Origin of the sequence: Paraburkholderia sp. SIMBA_053, assembly GCF_046534895.1 — a bacterium.
Classification (GTDB): domain Bacteria; phylum Pseudomonadota; class Gammaproteobacteria; order Burkholderiales; family Burkholderiaceae; genus Paraburkholderia; species Paraburkholderia caledonica.
The window spans coordinates 58,191-77,003 of record NZ_JAWRXU010000016.1; the positions used below are offsets into that span (position 1 = coordinate 58,191).

14 protein-coding genes are annotated in these 18,813 nt (G+C 63.4%); 9 read left to right on the top strand and 5 right to left on the bottom strand.

Annotated elements, in window-relative coordinates; all coding sequences use genetic code 11:
* Positions 1-50 precede the first annotated feature (50 nt).
* The 7 genes from trpA to SB753_RS30250 all read left to right on the top strand — a co-directional run bounded on the left by trpA (position 51) and on the right by SB753_RS30250 (position 7,999).
* Positions 51-863, top strand: coding sequence for a tryptophan synthase subunit alpha (gene trpA, locus SB753_RS30220; protein ID WP_408131400.1), 813 nt, complete (start codon positions 51-53; stop codon positions 861-863).
* Between the two features lie 79 nt (positions 864-942).
* Complete coding sequence (gene accD, locus SB753_RS30225) at positions 943-1,815, top strand: acetyl-CoA carboxylase, carboxyltransferase subunit beta (protein WP_012428630.1); 873 nt, start codon at positions 943-945, stop codon at positions 1,813-1,815.
* A gap of 185 nt (positions 1,816-2,000) precedes the next feature.
* Positions 2,001-3,311 (top strand): bifunctional tetrahydrofolate synthase/dihydrofolate synthase, encoded by a 1,311-nt coding sequence (gene folC / locus SB753_RS30230; protein WP_027805099.1) that lies wholly within the window; start codon positions 2,001-2,003, stop codon positions 3,309-3,311.
* A gap of 29 nt (positions 3,312-3,340) precedes the next feature.
* A complete protein-coding gene (locus SB753_RS30235; RefSeq protein WP_410803521.1) occupies positions 3,341-4,288 on the top strand; it encodes an SPOR domain-containing protein in 948 nt (315 codons plus the stop codon).
* Positions 4,289-4,295: 7 nt separating this feature from the next.
* Positions 4,296-4,790 (top strand): CvpA family protein, encoded by a 495-nt coding sequence (locus SB753_RS30240; RefSeq protein WP_410803523.1) that lies wholly within the window; start codon positions 4,296-4,298, stop codon positions 4,788-4,790.
* Between the two features lie 144 nt (positions 4,791-4,934).
* The gene (gene purF / locus SB753_RS30245; RefSeq protein WP_020071046.1) at positions 4,935-6,485 is read left to right on the top strand and encodes an amidophosphoribosyltransferase; all 1,551 of its coding nucleotides are present in this window, start codon (positions 4,935-4,937) and stop codon (positions 6,483-6,485) included.
* 323 nt (positions 6,486-6,808) lie between these two features.
* Positions 6,809-7,999: an O-succinylhomoserine sulfhydrylase gene (locus SB753_RS30250; protein WP_087752687.1), complete on the top strand. Its 1,191-nt coding sequence runs from the start codon at positions 6,809-6,811 to the stop codon at positions 7,997-7,999.
* Positions 8,000-8,123: 124 nt separating this feature from the next.
* Here the strand turns inward: SB753_RS30250 and SB753_RS30255 are convergent, their stop codons facing one another.
* Complete coding sequence (locus tag SB753_RS30255) at positions 8,124-8,906, bottom strand: helix-turn-helix domain-containing protein (protein WP_410803526.1); 783 nt, start codon at positions 8,904-8,906, stop codon at positions 8,124-8,126.
* A gap of 33 nt (positions 8,907-8,939) precedes the next feature.
* Positions 8,940-9,281, bottom strand: coding sequence for an FKBP-type peptidyl-prolyl cis-trans isomerase (locus SB753_RS30260; RefSeq protein ID WP_006047612.1), 342 nt, complete (start codon positions 9,279-9,281; stop codon positions 8,940-8,942).
* Between the two features lie 182 nt (positions 9,282-9,463).
* Here SB753_RS30260 and SB753_RS30265 point away from each other — a divergent pair, with 182 nt between their 5' ends.
* Both SB753_RS30265 and SB753_RS30270 read left to right on the top strand, forming a co-directional pair.
* Positions 9,464-10,267: a sensor histidine kinase gene (locus SB753_RS30265; protein ID WP_410803528.1), complete on the top strand. Its 804-nt coding sequence runs from the start codon at positions 9,464-9,466 to the stop codon at positions 10,265-10,267.
* Positions 10,268-10,359: 92 nt separating this feature from the next.
* Positions 10,360-11,703 carry a hemolysin family protein gene (locus SB753_RS30270; protein WP_020071042.1) on the top strand — a complete coding sequence of 448 codons (1,344 nt, stop codon included), beginning with the start codon at positions 10,360-10,362 and terminating at the stop codon, positions 11,701-11,703.
* A 61-nt stretch (positions 11,704-11,764) separates the two neighbouring features.
* On the opposite strand, the gene treY is transcribed toward SB753_RS30270, so the two are convergent.
* The 3 genes from treY to treZ are packed head-to-tail and all read right to left on the bottom strand — an operon-like array spanning position 11,765 to position 18,752.
* Positions 11,765-14,620 (bottom strand): malto-oligosyltrehalose synthase, encoded by a 2,856-nt coding sequence (gene treY / locus SB753_RS30275; RefSeq protein ID WP_410803530.1) that lies wholly within the window; start codon positions 14,618-14,620, stop codon positions 11,765-11,767.
* Positions 14,617-16,836, bottom strand: coding sequence for a 4-alpha-glucanotransferase (malQ, locus tag SB753_RS30280; RefSeq protein ID WP_410803532.1), 2,220 nt, complete (start codon positions 16,834-16,836; stop codon positions 14,617-14,619). The genes treY and malQ overlap by 4 nt, the downstream gene beginning before the upstream one ends.
* A complete protein-coding gene (gene treZ, locus SB753_RS30285) occupies positions 16,833-18,752 on the bottom strand; it encodes a malto-oligosyltrehalose trehalohydrolase (protein WP_408194463.1) in 1,920 nt (639 codons plus the stop codon). The genes malQ and treZ overlap by 4 nt, the downstream gene beginning before the upstream one ends.
* Between the last annotated feature and the right edge of the window lie 61 nt (positions 18,753-18,813).

The window sequence follows — 18,813 nt, forward strand, 5'->3', positions numbered from 1 at the left end:
CGCAACGCGCCGAGCGCCAGCGCAGCAGTCGCTTAATCGAGAATAACTCCATGTCCCGTATCAAGAACACGTTCGACGCGCTGTCAGCGCAAGGCAAAAAAGGCCTGATTCCTTTCATGACGGCCGGCGATCCGGATCCAGCCCGCACGGTCGAGTTCATGCACGCGCTTGCCGCCGGCGGCGCCGACGTGATCGAGCTCGGCGTGCCGTTTTCCGACCCAATGGCGGACGGTCCGGTCATCCAGCAGTCGTCCGAGCGGGCGCTCGCACACGGCGTCTCGCTGCGCCACGTGATCGCCGACGTGAAACGCTTCCGCGAGACCAACGACACCACGCCGGTCGTGCTGATGGGCTACGCCAATCCCATCGAACGCATGGGCGCGGAAGCTTTTGCGAACGCAGCGAAGGAAGCGGGCGTCGACGGTGTGCTGGTAGTCGACTATCCGCCGGAAGAATGCGCTAACTTCGCCGAAAAAATGCGCTCCGCGGGCATCGACCCGATCTTTTTGCTGGCGCCCACGTCGACCGACGAACGTATCGCGGAAGTCGGCAAAATAGCCAGCGGCTACGTCTATTACGTCTCGTTAAAAGGCGTGACCGGAGCGGCAAATCTGGACGTTTCCAGCATCGCGAGTAAAATCCCGGCCATCAAGTCGCGCGTGCCCTTGCCGGTGGGCGTCGGTTTTGGCATCCGTGACGCCGAAACGGCGCGTCTCGTGGCCGAAGTATCCGACGCCGTTGTGATCGGCAGCCGTATCGTGCAATTGCTCGAGCAGACGGCTCCCGAAGCCGCCGCCGGGACGCTCACACGCTTCGTCGCCGAAGTGCGCGAAGCGCTCGACAGCGTCGCGACCGCCCGATAACAGTAATTTTGTCGTCTGTAGTGCCAGCGGCGGGTTTGTCCCGCCGTTTGCTCGACCGTTGACCCCAGAAGGATTGAATATGAGCTGGCTCGATAAGCTGCTGCCGCCGAAAATCAAACAAACCGACCCGAAGAACCGAAAGGGGATCCCCGAAGGCCTGTGGATCAAGTGCCCGTCGTGCGAAGCCGTGCTGTACCGCAACGACGTCGAGGCGAATCTGCACGTTTGCCCGAAGTGCGATCACCACATGCGTATCGGCGCGCGCGAGCGGCTGGACGGCTTGCTGGATCCTGAAGGTCGCTACGAAATCGGTCAGGAAATCGTCCCGGTCGACGCGCTCAAGTTCAAAGACAGCCGCAAGTACCCGGACCGCCTGAAAGAAGCCATGGACGACACCGACGAAACCGACGCAATGGTCGTCATGGGCGGCGCGATCCACACGCTGCCAGTCGTCGTGGCCTGCTTCGAATTCTCGTTTATGGGTGGCTCGATGGGTTCGGTGGTCGGCGAGCGCTTCGCGCGCGGCGCCCAGAACGCGCTGGAGCAAAAAGTGCCGTTCATCTGCTTCACCGCTTCGGGCGGCGCGCGGATGCAGGAAAGCCTGCTTTCGCTGATGCAAATGGCGAAAACCACCGCCATGCTGACCAAGCTGGCCGAAGCCAAGCTGCCGTTCATCTCTGTGCTGACCGACCCGACCATGGGCGGTGTCTCGGCGAGTTTCGCGTTCCTCGGCGACGTCGTGATCGCGGAACCGAAGGCGCTGATCGGCTTCGCCGGCCCGCGTGTGATCGAACAAACCGTTCGTGAAAAGCTGCCGGAAGGCTTCCAGCGCGCCGAGTTCCTGCTGACGAAGGGCGCCATCGACATGATCGTGGACCGTCGCAAGCTGCGGGAAGAACTCGCTCAATTGATGGCGTTGCTGAGCCATCAGCCGGCGGACGCCGTCGCGTAAGCGGCGCTTGACGGGAACGCCCGTCGAACGCCGTCGTCGTTGAAATGCAGTAAAAACAGCGCGCCGCGTGAGCAATCAAGCGGCGCGCTGCCATTTCCGGGATAATCACGGTCTCACCTGCAGCACCATGTGCCGTCCCGCGCATGTTCGTCGCACCGCTCAATGATTTTCTCGCGATTCACCCGATGACCACATTCCCCACCCTCGACGCGTGGCTCACGCACCTTGAATCCGCGCATCCGGTCGGCATCGACATGGGTCTCACGCGCATCAGTCAGGTGCGCGACGCGATGGAACTGTCGTTCGCGTGCCCGGTGATCACGGTCGGCGGAACGAACGGCAAGGGCTCGACGTGCGCGATCCTCGAATCGATCCTGCTGCGCGCCGGTTTTACCGTGGGTTGTCATACTTCTCCGCATTTGCTGTCGTTCAACGAGCGCGCGCGGATAAACGGCGAGATGGCGAGCGACGCCGAACTGCTGTCGCACTTCGAAAAGGTCGAAACCGCACGGGCGAGCCTTGCCGAGCCGGTCTCGCTCACTTACTTCGAATTCACGACGCTGGCGATCATGAGCCTCTTTGCGTCGCGCGGACTGGACGCGGTGATTTTCGAAGTCGGTCTGGGTGGCCGCCTCGATGCGGTGAACATTCTGGACACCGATTGCGCGATCATCACGAGCATCGACATCGACCACACGGAATACCTCGGCGACACGCGAGAGAAAATTGCGCTCGAAAAGGCTGGCATTTTCCGGGCGGGCAAGCCGGCGATCTGCGCGGACCCGGTCCCGCCACAAACACTGATCGACTATGCCGACCAGATTGGCGCCGATTTGTGGTTGTTCGGCCGCGATTTCCGCTACGAAGGGCAGGCCGGCAGCGAGCGCCAGCAATGGAGCTACGTCGGACCGACGCTGCGCCGGTCCGCGCTCGCCTATCCGGCGCTGCGCGGCGCGAATCAGTTGATCAATACGTCCGCGGCGCTGGCCGGGCTGGAGGCACTCCGCGACCGTCTGCCGGTCTCGGCCCAGGACATCCGGCTCGGTCTCGCGAACGTCGAATTGCCCGGACGTTTCCAGGTCCTGCCGGGCAAACCGGCAGTCGTGCTGGACGTCGGCCACAATCCGCATGCGGCCGCCGTGCTAAGCCAGAACCTGGGCAACATGGGGTTTTTCCCGTACACGTACGGGGTGTTCGGCATGATGGGCGATAAGGATATTGCCGGCGTGCTCGCGCATCTGAAGGGCGAGATCGACCACTGGTGTGTGACCGATTTGCCAACGCCGCGAGCGGCATCGGCGGAAGAACTGGAAGCCGCCTTGCACGCGCAAGGCGTGGGCGACAGCGCCGACAGCACCGTGACGCGCTACGCCACGCCTGCCGAGGCGTACCAAGATGCGCTAAAGCGGGCGTCAGAGAATGATAGAATCGTGGTTTTCGGCAGTTTCTATACGGTAGCCGGCGTTATGGCCTACCGTAAATCGCAGCAACACTGAACGGGCGCCACGCTCGAACCAAGCGATTCATGGGAATTTTCTCGTTCGGCAAGAAAGACGACGCGCCCAGCCGGCGCGACGCAAACACCAGTTCCACCCGGGCTGCCCGTAGCGAGCGCGTGGAGCGGCGAACGCGCCGCACGGAGCGCACCGTCGACGCCGATGCGATGCTGCTCGACCCCACGTTGCCCGAAAAGCAGCGCGCGCGGCGTCGGCTGGTTGGTGCAATCGCAATGGTCGTCGCGGCCGTGGTCGTGCTGCCCATGGTGCTCGACTCGCATCCGAAGCCTGTCACAGACGACATCTCCATCGACATCCCGAGTCGCCCGGCGCCCAAGCTCGCGCGGCGCGAGGAAGACACTCAGGCTGGCGTAGCGCCGGACAATCCGACGCCCGACTCAGCACTCGCGGCTTCAGGCCTCGCGCCCGCTACTTCGTCTGCGCAAACGCAGTCGGGCGGCGCAAAGAAGAGCGCGACGCAGGACGCCAAGCCGGCGGAAGCGAGCACGAATCCTGCGCCCGCCGCCAAGCCGGCTGTGAAGCCGCAGGCACCCGCCGTTGCTGCCAACTCCGCGCCTGCACCTGCGCCAGCCACCACGGCGCCAGCCGTTGCCGCGAAGCCGGCCAGCAAGCCGGCACCGCACAGCAATGCAACGTCCGCCGCGCCATCGGCGGAGGAATCCAACGCCGTCGCCAATACGGACGCGAATTCGGGCACGCCGGCCTCGCCGCCGGGCAGCCGTTTCGCTGTGCAGCTCGGCGCTTTTGCAAACGAAGCGAATGCGCGCAGTTGGGCAACCAAGTTGAAAGCGGCCGGAGTGCCCGCATATACCGAACATCGGAAACAGGCTGACGGCACAACGCTCACACTTTTGCGTGCCGGCCCGTTTGCGGACCGGGCAGCGGCGAGTGCCGCAATTGCAAAGGTTCGTGAGGCCGGCTTGTCGTCGGGCGCGAACAACGGCGCTGCACAGTAAGCGAGCGATGTTCACTGCCTTCGACTACGCTGTAATGGCGGTGATCTGTTTGTCGGCCTTGCGCGGCACGTGGCGCGGGTTTTTGTCCGAGGTGTTCGGGCTCATCGGCTGGATTGCGGCATTTTTCATTGCTTGCCGCTTCGTCGGTTATGTCGTGCCGTATATCCCGTCCACGTGGCCGGGCGGCGCGTTGACACAGTGGCTGCTGGCCTTCGCGTTGGTGGCGATCGGTGTGGTGCTGGTGGCGAGCGTGCTGAACGCGCTGCTTGGCCGCATCGTGCAGGCTACCGGCCTGAGCGGCGTGGACCGCTCGCTCGGTTTGATGTTCGGCCTCGTGCGTGGGGTCGTTCTGGTGCTGATTCTGGTCGCCCTCGCAGGCTTGACCGAATTGCCCCAACAGGAATTCTGGCGCAACGCCTTGCTGCGGCCATATGCGGTAGAGGGCGTGCACGTAATGAAACCGCTGCTTCCGGAGACGCTCGCTGCCTACGTCCGCGTGTGACGAGCAATTGAGTGTCTAAGGAACGCCGCAGGAATCCGGCTCAAACCGGCTGCCTCTACATCATGTCGCGAACCCGCGCGTCATATCGTGCGCTTGCGAGGCACCGGCCGCTCTGACGAATTTCGTACCTTTGAAGGACATGCCATGTGCGGCATCGTAGGCGTAGTTTCCCATTCTCCGGTCAACCAGCTGATCTATGACAGCCTGCTGCTCCTGCAGCACCGCGGTCAGGACGCCGCCGGCATCGCCACGGCGAACGGCAGCAATTTCCACATGCACAAGGCCAACGGCATGGTGCGCGACGTGTTCCGCACGCGCAACATGCGCAGCCTGCCGGGCAACACCGGCATCGGCCAGGTGCGCTACCCGACCGCCGGCTCGGCGTCGAGCGAAGAAGAAGCCCAGCCGTTCTACGTGAACGCGCCGTTCGGCATCATCCTCGCGCACAACGGCAATCTGACCAACTGGCAGCAACTGAAAGATGAGATGTTCCGCATCGATCGCCGCCACATCAACACGAATTCCGACACGGAAGTCATGCTCAACGTGCTCGCGCACGAATTGCAGCTTTCGAGCTCGGGCCTGCAACTGGATCCGGCTGCGCTCTTCAAGGCCGTGTCGGGTGTGCATCGCCGGGTGCGCGGTTCGTATGCGATTGTTTCGCTGATCGCCGGCTACGGCCTGCTCGGCTTCCGCGACCCGTTCGGCATTCGCCCGCTTTGCCTCGGCAAGCAGGAAACGGCGGAAGGCGTCGAGTGGATTCTCGCGTCGGAGTCGGTAGCGATCGAAGGTATCGGTTTCGAGTTCGTCCGCGATATCGCGCCGGGCGAAGCGATTTTCATCGACATCGAAGGCAATCTGCATTCGCAGCAGTGCGCGACGAACCCGAGCCTCAACCCGTGCATTTTCGAGCTCGTGTATCTGGCGCGTCCGGATTCGGTGCTCGACGGTGTGCCGGTCTACAACGTGCGCCTGCGCATGGGCGACTATCTCGCCGAGAAGATCAGGCGCGAGCTGCCTGACGTCGCAATCGATGTCGTGATGCCGATTCCCGATTCGTCCCGTCCGGCGGCGATGCAGGTCGCGAAGAAGCTGGGCGTCGAGTATCGCGAAGGTTTCTTCAAGAACCGTTATGTCGGCCGCACGTTCATCATGCCGGGCCAGGCGGTGCGCAAGAAGTCGGTGCGCCAGAAGCTGAACGCCATGGGCATCGAGTTCAAGGGCAAAAACGTGCTGATCGTGGACGACTCGATCGTGCGCGGCACCACCTCGCATGAAATCGTGCAGATGGCGCGCGATGCCGGCGCGAACAAGGTGATTTTTGCTTCGGCCGCGCCGCCGGTGAAATTCCCGAACGTCTACGGTATCGACATGCCGACGCGCGGCGAGCTCGTCGCTCATGGCCGTTCGGACGAAGAAGTGGCACGCATGATCGGCGCGGACCATCTCGTCTATCAGGACGTCGACGCGCTCAAGCAAGCTGTTCGTGACATCAATCCGGCGCTGAAGGAGTTTGAGGCGTCGTGTTTCGACGGCAACTACGTGACCGGCGACGTGACCACGGAGTATCTCGACCGCATCGAAACCGCGCGTCTCGCACCGTCTTCGCAGTCGGATCGCGACGCCGCGAGCGAAGCGATCGACGGCGGCGGGCCAGCGCGCTCGCAGCTGCATTTGCAGTTGTCGGTGGGCTGAGTTCAGAGCTGGCGTTCGCGGCATGGCGCGCCTCGCTGCACGCCGCGCCGCGAGCGTGTTAGCATGGCAGCTTGCGTCGATTTGATCTCAGCTTGCGGACGCGGGGCAACCCAAAACAGCTAAAGCGAATGGTGGACAAGCCGCAACCATCCGCCTCCGCTCCAGCTTTTCCCCGCATATGAAGCCCGCTTGTACCGACGCAAAAGCGCCGGCACAGAAGCGGGCTTTTTTGTTGCTGCCGTTCGGCCGCGGTTTCGCTGCATACAACCGCATACTAGCCGCGCACCGAACGCAGTCATGGAACATTGGAAACCACAACGAACATGGACGACTCCCTGAACTTCGATACGCTGGCAGTCCGCTCGGGCACGGTGCGCAGCGACTTCAACGAGCATTCGGAAGCGATATTCCTGACGTCGAGCTTCGTTTTCGCGAGCGCCGCGGACGCCGCCGAGCGCTTCAAGAATTCCGAGGACTATTACACGTATTCGCGCTTCACCAACCCGACCGTCTCGATGTTCCAGGACCGTCTGGCAGCGCTCGAAGGCGGCGAAGCGTGCATGGCGACTGCTTCGGGAATGGCCGCGATCATGTCCGTCGTGATGTCCACGCTGCAAGCGGGCGACCACCTGGTCAGTTCGCAGGCGTTGTTCGGTTCCACGCTCGGCATGTTCTCGCAGATTTTCAGCAAGTTCGGTATCACCACTACGTTTGTCGATCCGACGAATCTGGACGCGTGGAAAAACGCCGTGCGTCCGGAGACGAAGATGTTCTTCCTCGAAACGCCGTCGAATCCGCTGACCGAGGTTGCCGACATTGAAGCAATCAGCAAGATCGCCAAAGCCGCCAATGCGTTGTTCGTGGTCGACAACTGTTTCTGCAGCCCGGCGTTGCAACAGCCGCTGAAGCTTGGCGCCGACGTCGTCATGCATTCGGCCACCAAGTTCCTCGACGGCCAGGGGCGAGTGCTGGGCGGCGCGCTGGTCGGCTCCAAGAAGTTCATCATGGAAAAGGTGTTTCCGTTCGTGCGGAGCGCCGGGCCGACCTTGTCCGCCTTCAATGCATGGGTGTTGCTCAAGGGCATGGAAACGCTGTCGCTGCGCGTCGAAAAGCAGTCGGCGAACGCGCTCGAAATTGCACGCTGGCTCGATGACCATCCCGCCGTAAAGCGCGTGTTTTATCCTGGCCTCGAATCGCATCCGCAACACGCGCTGGCCATGCGTCAGCAGAAGGCGGGCGGCGCGATCGTCTCGTTCGAGTTGAAGGGCGACACGCCGGAACAGATGCGAGCGAACGCCTGGCGCGTAATCGACAGCACGAAAATCTGCTCGATCACCGGCAATCTCGGCGACACGCGCACGACCATCACCCATCCGGCGACGACAACCCATGGCCGCGTGACACCCGAAGCGCGCGCTGCTGCAGGCATTACGGAAGGCTTGATTCGTCTCGCCGTGGGGTTGGAGAACGCAGCGGATATCCGCGCCGATCTGGAGCGCGGTCTGGCAGGCTGAGGCAGTCTGCGTTATCGAAAAGAGTGGTACATGGCGCGCTGAGATGGTCGGTCAGCGCGCCTTTTTCATGCCCCAAAGCGTGGTGTGTCACCGCGTCATTGGTCAACGCTCAACTGCGCGACGCTCAATGCCGCAACGCGCGCCATTGACCGGGGGCGAGACCAAACCGTCGCGTGAACGCGTGCGTATAAGCGCTTTGATCGCCGAAGCCGATGTCCAACGCAATGTCAGTTAGCGAAAGCCGCGGATCGGCGAGTAGCGTGAGCGACGTATCGAGCCGCAGCCGCTGCAAATAGCGATGCGGCGTTTCGCCGAACGCTTCGGTAAAAAGCTGGTGAAACCGCCGCATGCCGAAGCCGCAATGCGCGGCGAGATCGGCGATACGTAGCGGCTCCGATAAATGCGCGCGCAGCCAGCGGTCGATTCTCGCGAAGTCGAGTCCCGCGGCCGGCGCGTCGGCGTCGGTGCCTTTCATCGCCGCGCCCGCCACCAGCGCGGCGCCCAGACGTGCGGCAGCGTCCCAATGGAAACGACGGGCGCCGAGATCGTCCGCCGGCGCACCGTTCGCGGCCCGCGACGCAATGCGCTGAATAAGTTCGGTAAGCGGCGCGTCGACGGCGACGGCTCGCGCACGGTCAAACAGACGCTCGGGCACAGCGAGCGTCGTGGCCGGAAGATCCAGCACCAGCTGACGGTTCTCGCCGAGGCCCGCGTAATCGTGCCGTGCGCCTGCGGGAATGAGCCAGGCGCAGTGTGCGTCGATGCGTTGCGCGACACCGTCCACCGACATCACCATCGCGCCATGGAGCCCGAGTACGACCTGGTGAAAGTCGTGCACGTCCGACGCTTGCGCCGCCTCGAAGCGGCGCAGCGAAACGCTCGGTTCGGTAACAACGGCGTGCGTCATCGGAAAGGCGCCATGGCGAACAGCAACGACGATTTAGACGTCGAGCAATTCGACTTCGAACACGAGCGTCGCGTTGGGCGGAATCACGCCGCCTGCGCCACGCACGCCGTAGCCGAGTTGCGGCGGAATGGTCAGCTTACGCGTTCCGCCGACCTTCATGCCTTGCACGCCTTCGTCCCAGCCCTTGATGACCATGCCGCCGCCGAGCACGAACGCAAACGGATCATTGCGGTCCTTGCTCGAGTCGAACTTCTGGCCATCGGTCAGCCAGCCGGTGTAGTGCACGCTGACGGTCTTGCCAGCAACCGCTTCCGCGCCCGTTCCTTCAACGATGTCTTCATACTTCAAGCCGGATTCGGTAGTCACAGTCGACATATGTCGCTCCTCAGTTCAAAACGTGAAACCGACATTGTAGGCGCGTTGACGTGGTGCGGTCGAACAATGCCGCGTGGCACGGCGATTGCGTTCCAGCCGTCCATCCGGCCAGGGTGGTGACGCCCGGCGGCATGCCTATAATGGGGCTCCCCAATCATGATGCATTGCCAGAGAGGTCGATCGTGACAACGTCTTCAACCGGATCCGCTGGCGCACAACCGGTGACTTCCGGCTTCGCCGTATCCGAACGCACCGCGCATTTGCGCGCCGAAACCGCGCTGTTCATGCGCGACCACGTGCTCTCGCTGGTATCGCACGATCTGCGTGGTCCGTTGAACGCTATCCATAGCTGGGCTTACGTGCTCGAACGCAAGCTCGACGCCAACGATCCCAATTCGCAGCGCGCGGTCACCGGCATCCGCAATGGCGTGGACCAGCAGGTCAAGCTGCTCGAAACGATCGTCGACGCCACGCGCGCCGAGACTAAAACGCTCGCGCTCGCTTATGAGCCGTTCCCGCTTCATCCGCTGCTCGATGAAACCGCCGAAGAGGTGCGCTCGGCACTCGCGCGTTCGCGACGCGTGGAGATCGCAATCAACTCGCAGCTCGCCACCGAGCAACTGAATGGCGATCGCGAGCGTCTTGCCGCCGCGCTGTGGCTAATGCTCACGTTTGCCGTCGAATCCAGCGCAGAAGGCGCGACTGTCACGCTGGAATCGCGCGCGGATGCGACCAGCTGGCATGCGGCTGTCACGTACCAGACGAGCGCCGCACTGGACGATCCGTCGCTGCCTCATGTGCTCGAAGCGTTCGCGCGCAAGCAGGCCCGGGAAACGCGGGAAGCTAACCGCATCGCATGGGTGCTTGCGCTCTGCAAGCGTGTCGCGCAGGCGCACGGCGGCAGCTTCGACCAGCATGACGCCACTGAAACCGCGCCGGCCACGCTCGCTTTGCGTGTTCCGTTGAGCGCTTCGTCGCCCCGATGAACGGCCGCGCCTTGCACGTGTTGTTCGCGATTAACTTTTCGGCGAGCTTTCAACCTCTATACTGACAACTTTTGTCGCCGGAGCCCTCCGCTTTGATACAGGTTGTCGCCCTTATCGGTGCGTTGTTTCTCGTCGCCCTGAACGGTTTCTTTGTTGCGGCCGAATTCGGCCTGGTCAAACTGCGGCAGACGCGCGTGCAGAGCCTCGCCGAAAGGCACGGCATGCGCGGACGGCTGCTTGCCAAGGTGCATGGCCGCCTCGACGCTTATCTGTCGGCCTGTCAGTTGGGCATTACGCTCGCGTCGCTCGGCCTGGGCTGGATCGGCGAGCCTGCGTTTGCCGAGCTGCTCACGCCGCTTTTCAGCCTTGCCGGCGTGGAATCCGAGAAACTGATCCACGGCATTTCGCTTTTCTTCGCGTTTTCGTGTATTTCGTTTCTGCATATCGTGGTGGGAGAACTTGCGCCGAAGTCGCTCGCAATTCGCGAAGCGGAGAAGGTTTCGCTGTGGGCCGCCACGCCGTTGTACGGCTTTTATTGGGCAATGTATCCGGCCATCTGGGTGCTCAACACAAGTGCCAATGCGGTGCTGAGGCTCGCCGGTCTGAACGCCGACCATGCACACGACTCGCATTACTCCACCGACGAGCTGAAGCTGATTCTGCGTAGCCGCCGCACCAACGTTGCGTCGGAACGCGGCGCGCCGGAAGACGCGTACAGCCAGGACGAGTGGAACACCATTGCGCATTCGCTGGACTTTTCGCGCATGACGGTGTCCGACCTGATGCGGCCGTCGTATGAAATGATCGGCTTGCGGCTCGACTTGCCGCTGCGCGAGAACATGCAGGTTGTGGCGCGGCATCGCTTTAGCCGCTACCCGTTGTTCGAGGACGCCTCCGGCGAGCGCGTAGCCGGCATGATCCATTTGAAGGACCTGCTGCTGGCGCGCCACGCCGGCAGTACGCTCGACGATCTCTCGCAGTACGCGCGCCCAGTTCAATACGTCAAGCCGGAAATGCCGGCGCTCGAACTGTTTCGCCGCTTCCGCAAAGGAGCGCCGCACTTCGCGCTGGTCGGTCACAAGAACTCGAAGCCTATCGGTTTCCTCACGCTCGACAACCTGCTCGGCGCGCTGGTCGGCCAGATTCACGACGAGTTCCGTCAGGGCGACGCCGACTGGACTCGCATGGACGACGGCACGTTGATGGGCAAGGGCAGCTTGCCGGTCGTGTCGCTGGAGCGCGCGTTGGGTATCGACATCGATGAAGGCAAGGCCGAATCGGTTGGCGGTCTCGTCATTCAGGCGCTCAACGATCTGCCTACAGAAGGGCAGCGAGTCGAATTCGATCGCTTCGACGTCGTCGTGAAAAAGATGAAGGGTCCGCGCATCGTGCTGGTGCGCGTGTACCCCAAAGTCTTCGACGACGAAGGCGGCTAGAGTCTCACGACTCCAACACCGCCTTCGTTCCGGTTCGGCAAGCCGGCAATCACGCCCGCTCTCAATTGCGCGGCACGCCGTCCTCGACAAGCACTGCAATCGGCATTGCCGCAAGGGCATCGCGCAAATACAGCAAGCCGTTTTCATCGACCTTCGGCGCAGCCGGACTCAGCCAGTCGAACAAAGCTCGCGCTGACAGATCCGCCGGCATCTCGACCGCCGTGTCTTGCCATTTCTCCGGATCGACCATCGGCAGATCGCCTTCTTCGCCCAGTAAGCCGGCCGCGAGCCGGCTCGCTATGACGACAGCCCACGCATTCCCATGTCGCCGCGCGAACGCAATCACATTCGACGCATGCGCGCCCCGCGCGGTCAGCGGCAGGTACGTGCCCTGGCTCAGCAACTCCGGCAGATGCGCACGCAGCGCGAGCACTCGCTGCACGACGGCGAGCTTCACACGTCCATTGCGCCACGTCGACAGAAACTCCGAAGGCGGCGCCTGGGCAAGCCAGGTCGCACGCTGCTCGAAATCGACGGGCCGGCGATTGTCCGGATCGACGAGACTGAAATCCCACAACTCGGTACCTTGATAAAGATCCGGAATCCCAGGCGATGCGAGCCGCAAGACAGTCTGCTGCAAACTGTTGACCGCGCCGGCGCGTGAAATCCGTGCGACGAACGCGGCCAACTCCTTAAGGAAGCCGTCCCGCCGCTGCGGCGCCATGATGTCGAACAGGAAGTCGCGGCAGCCGGCTTCATACGCTTCGTCGGGTGCGAACCAGTTGGTCTGCAGCTTGGCTTCGCGCAGTGCTTTGAGTTGCCACTGCGCGACGCGTTCGGCCAATGCCTTGACGCCCGCCTCGTCATCCGGCTTCAGGTCCGGTGGCCAGCAACCGACCAGCGTCTGATACAGCATCGCTTCAGCGGCGGGGCCGGGCGCCCAGTCGTAGCTAGTGTCCTGTGCAACGCTGCTGATCGGCGTGCCTTCAGGCGAACGCCGGTGCGGTGCATTCAACGTCGACCATGCACGCGAGGTCGCGCTCCACTCGTGCGCGATCTCGCTGAGTACCGCGAGCCGTGCGCGCACGTCTTCGCCGCGCTTGTGATCGTGGGTCGCCGTTGCGAGCATTGCGTAAGGAAAGCGCTGCGAGCGCTCGACATTGCCCGCATGAAACTGCTCGACCGACAACGCGAATTCTCCCGGATCGGCACCCACCTCGTTACGCGACAACAGCCGCCCGTAGCGATAGCACGCGGTATCTTCGACGGCCTTAGCGGCAACCGGCGCAGTCAACTGCGAGAACAGCGTCTGCGCCGTGCGCCGCGCCGAACCCGCATGGTTCGGCGGTGCACCGTTCTGCCCTTGCTGCGGCTGGCCATGACGCCCGGCGGGCGCTTCGTCCACACTGCCGCCGAGCCATGCATTGACCCGCTCCAGCACGCCATGATCGGCGCGAGAAAGCGTCGCGCGCGCGCCGGCCAGCGCCTGCTCGAAAAACACATTGTCGGCGGCACTGCGCAGACCGTTTTGCGGATAGATGCGGTACACCGGAAAATGCACGACCAGTTCGGTCAGCACGCGGCGCAATGTCGTGAAGGTGTAATCGCGCGTGGCGAGCGAGTCGCGCGCAATGCGATGCAGCGCTCGCGCCGCGCGGTCGAGTTCCGCCGAAAGATTTTCCGCAAGAACCTTGCGCCGTGCGACGAGTGCTTCGTCCGCAAAATTCGCACTGCGTCCTGTGAGTTCGGTCCACGCCTGCGCAAGCGGCTCCGCGCCCGCCGGGTCGTGCAACAGCGCGCCCACGTCGTTCATGAAGTCGTAGCCGGTGGTGCCGTCCACCGGCCAGTCGTCGCGCAGCGGTTCGCCGCGCGCAAGAATCTTTTCGACGACTACATACGGCGTGGTGTCGCGTAACTCTGTCAGACGTTGCCGCAGCCGCTGACAGTACTCGCGAGGCTCGGCGAGTCCATCGACGTGGTCGATCCGCAAACCGTCGATCGTGCCTTCCTGATACAGGCGAAAGACCAGCGCATGCGCAGCTTCGAATACTTCCGGCCGCTCGGCGCGCACCGCGGCGAGCGTCGAAATATCGAAGAAGCGCCGCCAGTTGACTTCGTCCGCGGCGGTGCGCCACCACGCGAGACGGAAGTGCTGACGCTCGAGCAGCCGATGCAGGCGGTCGCGCGTGACCGGATCTTCGGGGGAATACGTCTGGATCACGGAATCGATTGCCGACTTGCCGTTTTGCGCGACGAACTCACGCAAAGCGTCGCGCCCTTCGGCGGCGCGCGGCTGATCCGCGGGCTGCGTCGTCAGTCCATGGAAGCGTTCGGCGAGTGCGCTGAGATCGGCGCGGTCGGCGCTCTGCAGAATCGACGCGTAGTCGGTCGGACACACCGGAAAGACGTGCGGCCCGTAGCCGACATAAAAGCGTCCGCTATCGGCCGCGAAGTGCAACGCGATACGGCCCGACGCGAGTTCATCGCCATACGGGCCGCCGAGTGTCGGCAGCAACACCTTGCCGCGCAAAGCCGGATCGGGCGAATGCCAGTCGACATCGAAGTGACGTGCATAGGCGCTATGTCGCCCCCATTCAAGGATATCGAGCCACCACGCGTTGCTCGATCCGCCGACGCCCATATGGTTCGGCACCATGTCGACGATGAGGCCCATGTCGCGCGCGTGGAGTTTGTCGACGAGGCGCTTCAAGCCTGCCTCGCCGCCGCATTCGGCGCTGACCTGGGTGTAATCGACGGTGTCGTAGCCGTGCATCGAGCCTGGCTCGGCCGTGGTAATGGGCGACGCGTACACATGGCTAATGCCGAGCGCCGCGAAGTAGTCGACGTGCTTCGCGGCGTCGTCGAACGTAAAGCCCCGGTGAAACTGGAGGCGAAGAGTGGAGCGCGGGACGGTCATGGCGTGTCAGGCCCCGAAGAAATGTTGGCTGATGGATTAGAAACGGTCGCGGTGCTGCGGGCCCGATCGACGGCGAGAAGGCGGTCGCAGAAATTGTCGTCTTCAAACATCTCGTCTACAGACAGATTCCCGCGACGGCGCCAGTTCGGATGCTCGTCGATCGAACCCGGCAGGTTCGGCTGGTCGGTCTGACCGAGCAGGTCTTCAAGCGGAAATGTGACGAGCGGGCTCGGCGTCGCCGCAACGAATGCGAGGGCTTCATCGACGGGCGGGCTCTCGGGCGGCGGCGCTTCGACATCGGGCGCGGCGACGCCGGCTTGCTGGAACGCGCGCCACAATTCGGCGCGGTCGCTCGCGCGCTCTTCCTGCGCGGCTTCTTCCGGATCGCGGCCGTCGGCGCGCGCCGTCGTCTGCCCAATCTTGTTGCGCCACGTAATGTCGCTGCCGCGCCACCAACCGGCGACGGTCGGCAGATCGTGAGTCGTGGTCGTGCCGACCGCGTTGCGGTCCCAGGACTGCGGCGGCTTGAAGCCGGTGCCGTCTTCGTCACGCTCGAACCACAGCACGCGGATGCCGGCAATGCCATGATCGTCGAGCCGTTCGCGGAAGCCGGGCGGCACGGTCCCGAGATCTTCGCCGATCACAATCGCGCGATGCCGCCACGATTCGAGCGCGATAAGACGCAAGAGGTCTTCGAGCGGATAGCGCAGATAAGCGCCGTCGCGCGCGCTTTCGCCTTCGGGCACGAGCCACAGACGCCGCAAACCGAGAATGTGATCGATGCGAATCCCGCCGGCATGCGCGAACGCGGCGCGCAACATGTCGATGAAAGCGGAGAAGCCCTGCGTGCGCATCGCGCGCGGTGAGAAGGTGGTGAGTCCCCAGCTCTGACCGGCCTGATTGAACAGGTCGGGCGGTGCGCCGACAGACACGCCTTGCAGCATGTCGTCGCGATACGACCACGCGTGGCTGCCGGCGCTGTCGCATCCCACCGCGAGGTCGGCGATCAACCCGACGGCCATGCCTGCCTCGCGCGCTGCGTGCTGCGCGTGCGACAACCCCTTGGCCGCGAGCCATTGCAGGAACAGATGGAAGTCGACTTCATGGCGATTCGCTTCGGCGAACGCATCGACTTCGGGACTGCGCGGATCGCGCAAGGCCTCAGGCCAGTTTCGCCAATGACCGTTGCCGCCTTGTGCGAGTTGCGCTGCCTGTAGCGCTTCGAAACGCGCGTGGTCTTCGAGCGCACGTCCCGCGCGTTCGCAGAATCCGTGGAATTCCAGCGCGCGCGGTGTGTCCTGCTTGCCGCCTTGCGCACGTTCCTGGCTGCAGAAATTCTCGAACAGCGCGCGCAAGACTTTCAGCTTCAGCATCACGGCGTTCGGCCAGTCGATCAGCGGCAAGGCTTCGAGTTGCGTCCACGCGTCGGTGGCTTGCGCGGACTCCATCGCGGCGCGTGCAGCGTCTGCTCCGAACACGGCGGCCGGATCGATATGCGTGACGTTCAGCCATAAACGCGACGACGGCGAATACGGGCTGAACCGATTCGGCTCCGCGCTGAACATGGCGTGCGTCGGGCTGACGGCAAGCGCATGCACGCCGTGCTTCGCGCTTTTCGTCGCAAATTGCGAGAGCGCCGAATAATCGCCAATGCCTCCATCGCCCGTGCGTCGCAGGCCGTACAGCTGCGCGGCGATGCCCCATAGCGGCGGAGTCCTGGCGTCGTCGCCGCCGTCGTCGTTGCGCAAGGCGCGCCACGCGTCGTCGACGGTATAGCAGCGCGACGGCGCGACCGCGAGCGTGACACGCTGTTCGTGAATCACGAGCGTGTGATAGCCGGGTTCGTCGATCGGCGCGAGCAAAGCCTGCTCGCCTTTGGGCGCGGTAAAGCGTCCGTCGATGATCGAGCCGCTTTCCAGCTCGATCCGGTAGTGGCTGCCCGACTTCAGCGCCGACGCAGGCAATGCTATGCCGCGCCCGACTTCAGCAGTCATGAGCGGCGGCAGCTTGCGGCCCGACAGTTCGGCTTCGAGCGCGGCGGCGCTCTGGCGGATCTGCGTGGCATTGCCGCATGGCAAGCCCATCCGTTCGAGCAGCACTGCAAGCGTGTTCTCGGGCACACGATGCACCTTGCGATGCGCGTCTTCCCACTCCACCTCGAAGCCGGCGCGCGTCGCGAGTGTGGCTATCGTGTCGTTAGGGCGTCGGGTACTCACGTGCGGCGCTCCTCTTTGCCGACAACGCGCGCATCGTGACCGCTCGCGTAGTCGTTGATGTCGCCCGTCAGCCATGCGACGAACGCATTCGGCGGCAACACGTTCGCATCGATCTGTTCGCGCACGCGCGGCGGCGTTTCGAAAATGACCTTGCCCGCGGGCACGTCGTTGAACGGCACACTCTGCTTCGACAGATTGAGCGCGAACGACAACGTCTCGCCGTCGCCGAGTTTCCAGCGCGCGATCAGCGCATTCGCGTCAGCGCCGTTCTCGTCGGTGAGCACCGTTGCGCCGAGTGCCTTGCCGTGTTTCAGTCGCGGCGTAATCAGTTTGGCGCGTACCGCCAGCGCGGACTTGTAGAAGTGCATCCAGTCCAGCCGGTCTTTCGCTTCGTCGTCGTGCGCGGGTGCCGTCGCAGTCTCCGGCGGCGACGATGCGGCGAACGTCCCGGCGTCGTTCGGATCGGGAATTTGCGCACGGCGTTTCTCATCGCTGAACGACGAGAAGCGCGCGAACTCGCGGCGGCGTCCTTCACGCACGGCGTCGGCGAGATCGCCGGTGTAGTCGGTGAAGAACAGGAACGGCTGCGTGGAGCCGTACTCCTCGTCCATGAACAGCAGCGGAATTTGCGGCGACAGCAGCAGCAACCCGGTCGCTGCGCGCAATGCGTCGTCCGAGGTCAGCTTGCGGAGGCGCTCGCCGAATGCACGATTGCCGATCTGATCGTGGTTCTGCAGGAACATGACGAACGACGTCGGCGGCAAATGCCCGCTCGATTCGCCGCGCGGCGCACCGTCATGAATCGGCGACGGATCGCCTTGATACGCAAAACCTTCGGACAGCACGCGCGCGAGACGGCGAATCGGCTGATCTTCATAGGCGTGGTAATAGCCTTCGGTTTCGCCGGTCAGCAGCACGTGCAGCGTGTTGTGCGCGTCGTCGTTCCATTGAGCGTCGAAGTGCGTCTCGAGCAGGCTTGCGCTGTTGTGCTCGTTTTCGAGCACGAGATGCACGTGGCGGCCATGCTGGACGTGCGCGCGGATATGATCGGACAGCTCGCGCAGCCATGCGTGATTGTCGATGGCGTGGACGGCGTCGAAACGCAACCCGTCAATGCGATATTCGTTGATCCAGTAGATGGCGTTGTCCGTGAAGAAATCGCTGACTTCAGTGCGGTCGAAGTCGATTGCCGGGCCCCACGGCGTATGCGTGCCTTCGCGGAAAAACGACCGCGCGTATTCATGCAGGTAGTTGCCGTCAGGTCCGAAGTGGTTGTAGACCACGTCGAGAAACACCATCAGGCCGAGACCGTGGGCGGCGTCGATCAGCGCTTTGAGTTCTTCGGGACGGCCGTATGCGGAGTCGGGCGCGTACGGCAGCACGCCGTCATAGCCCCAATTGTGCTTGCCGGGAAAATCGTTCAACGGCATCAGTTCGATGGCGGTCACGCCAAGCGCAGCGAGCGCCGGCAAGCGCTTCTGCACGCCTGCATAGCCGCCCATTGCGCCGACATGCAGCTCGTACAACACCGTTTCTTCCCACGGACGGCCATGCCAGTCCGTATGTTCCCAACGATACGCGCGCGGGTCGATGACTTCGCTCGGGCCATGCACGTCTTGCGGCTGGAAGCGCGACGCCGGATCGGGCACCGCATTGCCGTCGTCCAGACGGAAGCGATACAGCGTGCCCGCGCCGCTTTCCACGCTCGCTTCGAACCAGCCGTTTCCCGCCGGCGTCATTTCATGCGCGCCTTTCGCGGGGCCGTTCTCGATTTCAACCTGAACGCTTTTGCACGACGGCGCCCAGAAACGAAACCGTGTGCGTGGGCTCGTCCCTTTGGGACCCAGCAATTGCGCGCCAAACGGCAGGCAATGAGCGTAATGATGCGCGTGTGGGTCGATTGGATTTTCTGACATGACTCTTCACCATTCGGTTTTGCTGTCGGATTGCTCACACGCCGTTGGCGGCATCGCCGCC